Genomic DNA, 11125 nt, shown 5'->3' with positions numbered 1-11125 from the left:
AGCCCCATGACGTTCGAGAAAAACTGGTCCGCAGCTCAGCAACACCGGGCTGCCTAATTCCCTCGGTTATGGGATTCGTGGAACAGGGGCAAGGTCAATCCTCCCTCTTGAGATAAAGCATAGGTAGCCGTACCGAATCTATTTTCATTTCGTACTGATACTATTTTCGCCGCACATCAACGTCTAGACGGTACTGGCCGGAGGCTTACAATACTGAAACAGATTCATCCCCTGAATCTGCATGAACAATCGCTGGGCGTCTTGCAGCGCGGGCTAGCGATGTAGTATTCGGCGATCGCCGACTCGTAGTTGTGTGGATCGTCAGCACTTGGGGAGGGAGATGCTGAACGGAAGGATGCCAGTGGAATCAGCACGACCTGAAGATTGGCCTTGGTGGAGGTGTTCGTGCCAGTATCGCCTCATCGATGCGAACTCGATCTGATCCTGCCAGAATGACGCAGGTGACGAGATCCATAGGTCGAAGTTCGGCGACGAGACCGACCTGATCAATGATGCATAGTCACTCGAAGCGAGCATCGGCCATTAGATGGTCCGCCCGAAAGCAATAGGTAACCCCACACTTCAAGTATGGCATCTATGGAGACCACCCGGCGGCCCCATATCCTGACCTCAGACTTAGCGACTACGTGAGGCGATACGTTCGTTGCTCGCTGCCGATCCAGTTCTGCATCTTGCCGACGTCGGCCAGGAATTCGCTGGCCGACCCCTCAACCTCTAACAAGAGCGCATTGGATCGGCGATGATCAATAACGGTCACGCCTGCGTGCCGTCTTATCGCCTGAAGGTCGCATTCCGGAATCTCTCCCGGACCGGAGAAAACAAGAACAACACGGCTCATGGCACCTCCCATTTAACGAGGCAATCCGCTGCCGACATCTGACCTGCCAAAGCCCAAAGAATTGCACGCTCTATAAAGCAGCTGTTTCAAATCCGTCAGCCGCTCAGGAGAACGCTCGCGACCCTTCACCTCCGGTGCGTTTTCGAGCAGCATGGCAGCAAAACCCGAGACCACGGGACAAGCCATCGACGTTCCGTCAAGTGCTGCATAGCCGTCCACCCCGATAGTGGAAACAACGGCCACACCCGGCGCTGCAAGTTCAACTTTTCCATGGTTGGAAAAGCCCGGCACGAAATCCTGACAATCGGTCCCGTTTACACGCTGAACATTGCATCCATGCAATGAGTCGGCTGGGAAGGTACCGATACGCCCAACCGCAGCAACCGACACGACTTCGGCATAACTGGCCGGATAGCTCGGTTTGTCGTGTCCGTCATTTCCTGATGCAGCAACGACGAGAACGCCTTGGGCCTCGGCGTTCCGGATTGCTTGCTCCAGCACCGCATCCGTCTCGCTTTGCCCAAGGCTCATATTGATGATATCCGCGCCATCCTCGACTGCCGCAGTTACCGCATCGTAGATGTAAAACGTCACGGTCTCGCGCGCTCCGCGTTCAAACACCCGATAGCTCATTAGTGACGCGCTTGGAGCAATGCCGCGGATCACCCCATTGCCACCAATAATGCCGGCCACGTGGGTCCCGTGACCGGTGCCGTTGTCATAAATGTCATCATCATCGTCGGCCTGTGCGTGGGATGTGCGACAGGCCACATTGCTCAGATCGCAATGTGAATCGATTCCGGTATCAATGACAGCCACTTTGACTGATGCGCTGTTCGTAGACTGTGGAGGCGATACTGGGTAATGATGCTTCCGGCAATCCTCATACGCGGGATCCAGATTGTCCAAGACGAAACTGACGACACCCTGGGACGCCAGGACACCGCGCTGGCCCTTGGCCCAATAACCGGCAAATGGAATGGCAAGCACATATTCAGCTAGACCGTTATGCGACGGAACCGTTGCAACTCCATGTTCGTCAGTTTTTGCCTCAACTGGCTCACCTACCTTCCACTCGCGCACGATGATCTTCACGCCGGCTATTGCGCGCCCCGCGCTGTCGACAACCTTCACCCTGTACGGGGTAGCGGCTTGCGTGGCCAAGCCGTTAAAGGGGAACGGGCCGCTCGCCATCATCACCGTGTCCACGTCCACGGCAGCAAGCCGGTAAGTGCGCGCCGGATACAGGTTGACGTTGGGATTCGCGCGCTCAAATGATGCTGCTTGCTCCTCACTGAGTTCCAGCATGGCCGACTCGTCGACCAGCGATCGCGTCACTGGAACTGTCGCACCCTCGGGAAATGCCTTACCAAGCATAGAGGCCAGCTTGTCCGCATGACAACTGGAAGGTTCAAGCCCACCCCTTTTCTTCTCACCAGGCGTGCTTGTGGCCAAGACGATGTACTGTTTTCTATCCATCCGTGACAACTTTCTCTATGCTTTATCGAGCCTGCGGTCGCACACGCAGCGCCGTTCGGATGTCGTTCAGTTTCACCGACGAACTTGCGACCAGCTCCTGCTGCAAGTCATCGTAGACGTTTGCTTCCTTTTGCGGATCGGTGATCGTGAGGACCACAGCGAATGGGACGCCATCTTCAGGAAATTGCACTTGGTCCCGCGCGATGTAATTCACGCTCAGACGCCACTCCGACGATCGGCCTACGCCACGCAGGTTGCCTTCCAAAAGCTTGACCGGACTCCACTTCATGCCATCGAGAAGGAGAGCCGCCTCACGGGACGTCCGTTTCAACCCTGAGGCATGGAGAGGCTTGAGACGGCCGACCCAGCCGGCCTTGCCTTCCTCGTCATCACTATCCTCATCGTCGTCCTCATCGGACTTGTCATCGACTTTTCTTTGGCGTAGCGCGGGGTCGAGACTAATTCGTGCCGCCTCTGCGCCAAATGTGAAATCAAGCGGTGGCGAGTAGACCAATGTCAGGCGAGCCGTGCCGCGACACCGCCCCTCCTCATCGACGAGGTCGCGCGGCCAGCGAAAATCGATGATAGTGTTGTCGTCCACATGCAAGGTGTCATGCACGACCACGCCAAACGTATGCCGGTCCAGCATCAGTGTCTGGGCACTCGGTCGGGGATATCCGAAACCCACGAGGTGTCTTGCTGTACGCCTCGCCTGCACACGGGTAAGCGGCGGCGCGAAATACGTATTGTGCAAGTACACCGCCTGAACGACCTCTCTGGGTGCATGCCCGCCCATCTCCAGGTCGAGCGCGGCTAAAGTCTTTGCCGCTAATGGCGCCGCCATGCTCGTGCCCTTGACCGCAGCCAGCATTCCCTCTTTGCTGACGCTCATCAGACCGGTATTCGGATCGCCATCACGGTCGGCGCCCCCGATGTGACAGACGTCCGGTTTGATCGATCCGCGCACACCAGGTCCCCGACGACTATATCGGGCTGGGGCGTCGGCGATACAGCCTTGCACCCCTGCACCATTGGTTGCCCCTACGGAAACATTCACCAGGGAATCAGCCGGCCCCCATAACGTATCGGTGCGGACTTCACTCAATTGCAGTGCCGCGTAGAGCGGACGCGAATCCCACTGTGCCCGAGCGTCGCCCTCTTTCGCATTACCCGCAGAAATCACAAAAAAAACATCGTGACGTTGTGCAATCGCGTCAAGCCTCATTGCCTCATCGCTGAACTGATTCGGCAGAACGTCGGTCCTGTTATTCAGACTGAAATTGAAGACACGGACGCCATGCTCGGCTTTGCATCGGGCCACGATGCCTTCCAAGGCGTCCAGAAACTTGGCCGAGCCGTTCTCGTAGTAGTCCCCCGCAAATTCGTCGGTGGGATGGATCGCAATGTCGATCAGCCAGCAACCGTCTTCCTCGAATCGCTGTACGTAGCTACCATTGAGACTCTGAGCGGACACTAACAAGCCTGCGATGTTGGTGCCATGTTCCAGATCGCGCTCGTCTTCGGGAATATCGCCATAGGTCCCCTTGATCCAAGGACGAAACGTCGCGGCGATGCCTCCGTCCACAACTGCCACCGTGGGATAAGACGTTCCTTTGACGGGAGTTGGCAACTTTGCGGGAGTGACAGATACAACCGTTGATCGCCTTTGGATGCGCTGTCCAGTTGCAGCCGCTTCAAAAGTTGAGACACGGTCGGAAAAGAGCACTGTGGGCACCGCAACGCTTCGCACATTTGGGTGTGTGCCCAGTAGGTGTAGAAGCTCCTTGTGAGCCTCGAGCGACAAGTCGCCGTCCACCTTGAGCTGCTCGCCCATCTGGTCCAACCGTTCGAAGCCTTCGAGAATGGCGAATCCTGGCGAGTCCACGAGGCCGACATATGCGCGAGACATGGAATCGAGCCCATGTTCCACCACGACATAGATGCCGAGCTTCCGACCGAGCAGGACTAGCGAGCGAACAAAGGAGTCGGCGGGACTGTCCTGCCATGCAACATGACCGCTGGCCGGCTTCGCCTTTTGTAGGGCAGCATCGATCGGATCGAAAAACCGCACCGCGTACATCGGCGCCAGCCCAAATTCTTCGAAGACGGAAATAGCGTCTTTCGCGTTGGGCAACCTACGATCCTCTTCGGACCACAACCTCAGGTCTTCCAGCGCCCCGACTTCTGAGCGCTCGCGATTTGGATTGACCACCAGCTTGCCGTGACTATCTCGTCGACGTGCCGTGTCCTTGTCGGCCTTGCCGACGCTTTCGATCACTCGACCTAGACCGGCGGGCGTTGCACGGACTACCAATTCGCCGATGTCATCGCCCGCGACAACCGGTGCATTGTCCTCTGTGAATAGCTTACGGACAGGCCGGTGCGTTTTCGCCCAGGCTTTTTCTTGAAGCCTTACCTTAACAAAGCCCGAGGAGCAGAATCGCTGAGCATTGTCTTGCAGCTGAGCCTGGACGGTTGCCAGTCGAGTCGTGATATGTGTGCGCAATGCTGCGAACGCCTGATCACGATCGGCAAAAAAATCCGTCTTCGACCCACCTGCATTCGTTGTTCGATCTTGCCGCAGTACCGTCGGATTCGACACGTAAAGCAGCGGATACTCGCTGGCCATCTACCTTCCCCGGCTTCCGCCGGATCAGGATACCCAGCGGCTTATTGTTGTCCTGTTCACTCCGAACACTTCGCTTAACTCAATGAGCGTGAACGCATAGCGTTCATGCAACATGCAGGCGAAATCGCGCATGGGGGCGTTGACCGTCGCCACCACATGAGCTGGCACTCTGGCTGCGTGAGTGGATATAACATTTTGTAACCGATTCGCAAAGCATACATTTGAACCTTCGAGAATCCAACTCTTTTTAAGCGAGCGCACCACATCCAGAATCTCGGCCCCCGAGGCACCTTCTAGAATTGAGGCCACTAGTTTGAGTTGACCGCGCGTAAATCTCAGCGGCTGGGCGTAACGTTCGGCGATCGATGCTCGCGTCTGTAGGTCCGGCTTGGGGAGTTGAATCTGAAGCTCAAAACGACGCCAGACGGCCGGATCGAGCAACTGAGGGTGATTTGTTATCCCGATCGTCAGGCCCTTGTCAGCCCGCTCGTCGAGGTTCTGCAGCAGCGTATTGACCACACGCTTAATTTCACCCACTTCATTCGGATCGTCGCGCAGCTTAGCAATCGCGTCGAATTCGTCCAATACCAGTATGGCCCGGTGACGGTTTGCGAATGCAAATAGATTGCCAATGTTTCTTGACGTCGTCCCAAGGAAGGATGACATTAGGCCGTCCAGCCTAGCCAGGATGACGGGCAATCCGAGTTGCCCGGCGATCCACAGCGCGAGATCTGTCTTCCCCGTACCGGGATCCCCAAACAGAACACAGGTATGTGCCGGTTCAATGCCGACAGTGCGCAGTTCGGCAGCCCGCCCCCACTCCGCAATCCATGACTGCACCGCCGACGTCAATGCAGGGGACAGTATAGGACTTGTGGCCGGCAACGCCTTCGGCAACAACACCGTCGCCAGCGGCGCAGACGTTTCGCGATCCACCGGCACGCGTGCCGATCGGGTGAGCGTCTCACCCGAGAAATTCGGTACGACGGCCAGCGCTTTATCCGGGGTGGCGATGGCACCTGACGACGTCGTCGGGACCAGCCCACGAATGGCATCAGCCCCGCGCTCGTCCCCCGACTTGGCCAGTTCAGTCGCCACCCGCAGGACCAAGTCCGGAGTCCCAGACCGATCCAGCAGGGCGCCACAAAGCTCCAGAAGAGCACCAGAAAGCTGCGATTTTGATGACTTCACGTGCAGAAATCCGCCCAAAATGAGCAGATGAGACTACACGCTGTCAGTTCCGTCAAGCTCTAGTTGCTTTGCTAGAGAAACGCGTTAAGCATGATGGACTGGATCCAGAGAAACGCTGTCCACGCCCAGCCGTTGGCAAAAAGCCATGCTCCGGAAAGCAGCAATACCTGCGTCCAAACATGCCGGACTGGGGCATAGCGCCACGTGAGGCGCCAGAGCCAGCCACACCAGTCATAGTTGCTGGCTGCAAAGGCCCGCGCGCCAGCAAGAAGGTTTACGCCAATGGCCATTGCGCACAACGCAACGGCGGCGCCATTCTGCAACACCAGCATGCGACCATAGTTGGAGAGTTGGGCCCAGAACGCTGTCATATGCGCTCTAGCGGCCAGGTCGATGACTACGTCTGGCGTCACGTCACGGATTACGCCCATCATCCAGATGGCCGCCGCCGCCGCGACTACGCCTGGTAACAATGCTTTGAGTGCAGGCTCACCATCCTCGTCACGAAAATATGCGATAACCGAGGCCAGAGCAGCGGGGAAAACGGACAGCAGACCTGACCGCGTAATCACCATTTCCGCCTGCTCAAAATGGCGGAAGAACGCCCAGACAGCGACCAGTGCACAAAATGCTGCCGCCGGGAGGGCGTCTCCCCCGCCCTTGCCCGCATCACTTGGCGCTTCGGGATACATGTTGTTGGTCACGTGAGTGTTCTTGACATTGATCTTGTCGCCCACGTGGTTTCCCACGCCCTTAATGCGGATTGAAGTGTTTTTGTAGTTGCTCATGACAGTTTTGAAGTGAAGTCAGAGCGCAGCGGCTTTGACATAGCCAAAATTGATACTTGCGGATCGCGTAGGGCCCTCGACAACCGTGCGTGTCGGGAGTGAGCGCATATCGATATCCATGATCTCGCTCGGCGACCCACCGTGCAGAACCTTTAGTACTTCAGATACGGCCAGCGCCGCTGTGAATGCCCCCACAAACGCTGCACCGACGGCCTTGCCCGCAAGCTCAACGACGCCGCATTGGTCGAGCCTGCCGTCTTGCAGCAACGATGCATAAGCCCCTGTAATGGACGGCGCGGATTGAAGCGCGGCCCCGGCCCATGTCTGAGCGGCCGTTCGCGAAGCAGGAAACGTATGAAGGCGCGTACTTTGGAAGTCGTCGTAACGGCTGCCGAGCCCAGCTTCGACAACAAAGGCGGGATTAACGACATCGAGAAGCCGTCTGGCTTCAGGATTGTCAACACCACAAAAGAGCAACGGCGGTTCGCCCGGTGCACGACGCGTTTGCATGTCGAACTGGCGCTCGACGATACGCGTGGAGAATCCGCGGCGCTCTAGCCAATCCGCCACGATGCGCGTCTTCATTTTCCGTTTGTCCCCGGCGGACGTCAGCACCGAGGTGCTCTCGGTAGAACTTCCGGCGGCGTCTACATCCTGCAGCAGAAAATGCGCCCGTGGTGCGTCGAGGGTCGGATACGGCAAGAGTGACAGGCACCATGCATAGGCTTGTCCGAGATGCCCCAGCCCGAGTAGCCAGGCTGACGCGGGAAGCAACTGCAGCGCAGGTCCATCCACCGCAGGCAACGTCCAGTCCATCGCTTCCGTCGCCCAGAGCGACAGCCCAATCGGTTCGCGGCCCGCCACGACATCGCCCGCGACATAGGAAAAGGCCTGGCTGACCGCAAGCGCCGCAGATGCAACGGCCGCCAGCGGCATCACGTAGCCATCACTAGACTCGAGATACTCCGGTTCCTCGATGGGACAAACACCTGCGCGCCATCCCGCCATCATCAGCCGTACGTGAAAACCTCCCAGACGTTCTTGGGGGCCACCAATTGTGATGGTTGGAACGTCCTCGTTGGGCGCGCCAAGGTGAGCCCCTGAAGCAAGCAGCGCCTTGCCGAGGGTGCCTTCATTGGCTAGCGACCCATGCATTACGGAGTCGAGGGCACCAGACACACTTACACCGCCGAGAAATGCTCGGCGGCCCAACTTGACGACGGCGAGCGCGGCCGACTGGTTGGCGACTGCATCCGCATGGTCGATATGCAGATGTAGGCTGAAGCCTTCTGCGATGCGTTGTGCCTCCTCGAACGAGCCAACTGATCCGCTATCCACCAGCCACTTAACCGTCCGATGAAGGGAATCGGCATTGAGGCCTTCGTTCATATTCGACTCCTTAAACACCGATATAAAAGAACTCATGCCGCGCCTTTTTCTCCACCGTCTTCCACTCCAGGGCACCTTGATAGATGTAGATGCCCATGTTGTTTCGCGAAATCGGGGTTGCCGCGTAGTTCGGCAAGATGATGCCGATGTGCCCGCCCACGGCGATCATCGGATTCTTGCGATCGATCGCACTCTGTCCATAGCCACCCGGATGCGTATGGATATCGGCCACTACAGACGTTTTCCGCTTCCGGCAGATATCCCACAACTGACCAAGATGTCGCCCATCGACATGCACATACCCGCTGTCAAGCGCGTGCGGGTCAATTGTGTCGTACATGACATAGTCGGTAATGGTGCGAACATCGTCGCCAATGTCACCGAGCAGGAATGCGCCGCTTTCACGGCGACCCGCACTGCGACGACGAAGATCCGCGACCAGTTGGCGCCACAGCATGACGTCACATGCAAGCTGGTGTCGCGGCGACCAACGGCGGCGAAAAGTCGGGCGAGTTAAGAAGGACATGCAGTTCCTCCAGATACTGAACAATCGAACCGTCGTTGCGCCATAGCCGCGCCGGCATTTGTGTGGACCACCCAGGATGGGTCTGGATTGTTACGCGATCGCACGCAAGGTAGAGGGCCGTACCCTGCTGCCAGTCCGGACGAAACACATCGCGAATCCTGCCTCCGCGGCTTTGCGGCCAGTGTTGCTGCGGCAGCGGTGCATCGGCTTCTGGATCCCACAATTGCGCAGTCGGTGGCTGCACCGGAAACTGCGAGAGCTCGAAACGGAAGGTGAATGACCCACTAACCGCGACCACATCAATCAAGGCGTAGGGCCACGCGATCTTGCGCAGTTGCCACTTGCCGTCCGCCTCACCGAGGCGAAACAGCGCCCCCCCGACGTCCGCGCTGAATGCGCGGGCATCGGGTGTCTGAAATTCCGACGGGGCGGACATCTGCTTAGCCCTGGAAGCGTTCGTTGGGCACCAGGTCGAACGACACCCGGTGGTCGTGACCGTGGCTGAGGGTGCCGAGGTGTGTGGAACCGGCGGGGCGCTCGGAAGTGCCACTCAATTGCAGCACGTGCTCTGCCGCATGCGCCGGGTCGATACCAAGTTCACGGTCCGCCCACTTCTTGAGCGCATCCACCGTCATGGCGGGCGAAGCATGGCGCGACACGACACGGCCATTGAAGTGGACTTCAGCGTGAACTGCGCGCTGACGGTGGAAGTGCAGTTTCGGGTGCCGCTTTTCGCGGAGCACCACGACAAACGCTTCTTCCGTCAGTTCGCCGTCGCAGCCTTCTTCGAAGACCAGCAACGCTTCGCCTAGTTCGCCGGCCACGCGGGCCATGAGTTCGGCGAGCTTCTCGTTGTGCGCAACATCCACGTTGTGGACCTGGCGCGAACCTTCTTTTTGATAGAAGAGGGTCATGATCGATTATCCCTGGTTGGCTTCGCAGCCCACGCTGCAACAGCCTTCAATAGGGAAATCGCCACGACCCGCAAAAACCGGAAAAGGTTGAAACACGGTGCCGCTAGCTGACGCCATCGCCCGTGCGAGGACGCCACACATCGCTTCGGCACTTACTAGACAATCCGACGGCACACTATGGCCTGACATGGCGACCACGTCTTCTTTGCCGGACCGTTGAAGATAGCGATGGTCATCCACTGAAGCCTTCGGCTCGCCCTTAGCTAGCTTCAAGGTTCCACCGGACGGCCGATATCGATGATGTGCGCGCATCCCAGCCGGTCCCGCAGACCACGTCGTCAGGCAATGCTAAACGTGCGCCAGAACTTGCAAGCGGCGGTGGCTCCGACCAACGATCGAGCTGTTCCTCTTAACTTATTTGAAACAAGCTATGAACGGGAAGACTTACATCGTCGACATGAACGTGCTGCAGAAAGCAGAGTTCGCCGAGCGAATCAAAATTGAATCGACCGCAACTTTTGTCATCCCGGACGTTGCTTTCGTGGAGATGTGCAAGAACGAGAAGTGCGAGCTAACCATGCGCCGCGCGCTCGAGGTGTTCCCGCCTCATACCGAACGCGTCGCTGCCGCCATCGGCTTGACTCAAGCACTTCGCACGGAAGTGGCCATGCGCGCGCCTATTTCCCGAGATGGCATCCTTTCGCCTGAGTTCGCTTCGATCGTACGCAAACTCATTGCCGAACTGGCCATCGGCGAACAGGGTAAAGCCAATGAGATCCAGCAAACCTACGGACGCTTGAGATCGACGCTTCTTTCACGAGATCTCGATCCCGCTGCGGCGAAAGACCTCACCACCCGGAAGATGAAGACCCTGCAGGGAGGCCTTCCAAAGCCGCTCATAAGTGCGATTCGCAAGAACGGTTTTCCTCGCGCCCGCTTTCAGGATCTGCTTCATGTCATGACCGATATCTTCGCAAGAAAACACATTACGAACGTACTCGGAATGAGCGATGTTGAGGCGGCAAGGCTCATGCAGGAAAGAGCGATGACGGTTCGGTACGAGTATCTACTTGTTAGACACTGTATGCTGACCCTCCAGAGAGGGGGCGATATTTCCAGGGCGAAAGCAGAGACGGAGCTTAACCATCACCTTGACATGGACTATGTCGCCCTGGGCTCCTACTTTGACGGCGTACTTTCATACGACGACGGTGTAAATGATGCCTCGGAAGATCTTAAGAATTTTCTTTCCACACCTTTGCACGAGGCACGCACTCGCATTGACCCGTGGTTTGAGGAACTCGCCTCATCGAAGTAAGGAAGAGGAAATAACCGCGCAAAGCGGGGATA

At 57.7% G+C, this 11125-nt stretch carries 10 protein-coding genes; 1 reads left to right on the top strand and 9 read right to left on the bottom strand.

Annotated elements, in window-relative coordinates; translation table 11 throughout:
• Nucleotides 1-643: 643 nt before the first annotated feature.
• The 9 genes from RN01_RS17525 to RN01_RS17485 form a co-directional block, all read right to left on the bottom strand.
• Entirely contained in the window at nucleotides 644-859 is a 216-nt protein-coding gene (locus tag RN01_RS17525; protein WP_017512230.1) for a hypothetical protein, read from the bottom strand.
• Nucleotides 860-871: 12 nt separating this feature from the next.
• A complete protein-coding gene (locus RN01_RS32505) occupies nucleotides 872-2167 on the bottom strand; it encodes a S8 family serine peptidase (RefSeq protein ID WP_052261185.1) in 1296 nt (431 codons plus the stop codon).
• A gap of 193 nt (nucleotides 2168-2360) precedes the next feature.
• The gene (locus tag RN01_RS17515) at nucleotides 2361-4967 is read right to left on the bottom strand and encodes a S8 family peptidase (protein WP_017512228.1); all 2607 of its coding nucleotides are present in this window, start codon (nucleotides 4965-4967) and stop codon (nucleotides 2361-2363) included.
• A 24-nt stretch (nucleotides 4968-4991) separates the two neighbouring features.
• On the bottom strand, nucleotides 4992-6158 hold the full coding sequence (locus RN01_RS17510; RefSeq protein WP_017512227.1) for an AAA family ATPase: 1167 nt from the start codon (nucleotides 6156-6158) through the stop codon (nucleotides 4992-4994).
• A gap of 71 nt (nucleotides 6159-6229) precedes the next feature.
• A complete protein-coding gene (locus tag RN01_RS17505) occupies nucleotides 6230-6946 on the bottom strand; it encodes a hypothetical protein (protein ID WP_017512226.1) in 717 nt (238 codons plus the stop codon).
• An 18-nt stretch (nucleotides 6947-6964) separates the two neighbouring features.
• Nucleotides 6965-8335: a hypothetical protein gene (locus RN01_RS17500; RefSeq protein ID WP_017512225.1), complete on the bottom strand. Its 1371-nt coding sequence runs from the start codon at nucleotides 8333-8335 to the stop codon at nucleotides 6965-6967.
• A 10-nt stretch (nucleotides 8336-8345) separates the two neighbouring features.
• Nucleotides 8346-8792, bottom strand: coding sequence for a Mov34/MPN/PAD-1 family protein (locus RN01_RS17495; RefSeq protein ID WP_017512224.1), 447 nt, complete (start codon nucleotides 8790-8792; stop codon nucleotides 8346-8348).
• Between the two features lie 4 nt (nucleotides 8793-8796).
• Nucleotides 8797-9297, bottom strand: coding sequence for a hypothetical protein (locus RN01_RS17490; RefSeq protein ID WP_017512223.1), 501 nt, complete (start codon nucleotides 9295-9297; stop codon nucleotides 8797-8799).
• Nucleotides 9298-9301: 4 nt separating this feature from the next.
• Nucleotides 9302-9775, bottom strand: coding sequence for a hypothetical protein (locus RN01_RS17485; protein ID WP_017512222.1), 474 nt, complete (start codon nucleotides 9773-9775; stop codon nucleotides 9302-9304).
• A gap of 430 nt (nucleotides 9776-10205) precedes the next feature.
• Here RN01_RS17485 and RN01_RS17480 point away from each other — a divergent pair, with 430 nt between their 5' ends.
• The gene (locus tag RN01_RS17480; protein ID WP_017512221.1) at nucleotides 10206-11093 is read left to right on the top strand and encodes a hypothetical protein; all 888 of its coding nucleotides are present in this window, start codon (nucleotides 10206-10208) and stop codon (nucleotides 11091-11093) included.
• The last annotated feature ends 32 nt before the right edge of the window (nucleotides 11094-11125 follow it).

Source organism: Cupriavidus sp. SHE (genome assembly GCF_000812445.1).
GTDB classification, from domain to species: domain Bacteria; phylum Pseudomonadota; class Gammaproteobacteria; order Burkholderiales; family Burkholderiaceae; genus Cupriavidus; species Cupriavidus metallidurans.
The sequence above is the reverse complement of the archived record's forward strand: the minus strand, read 5'-3'. Positions and strand labels throughout refer to the sequence as shown.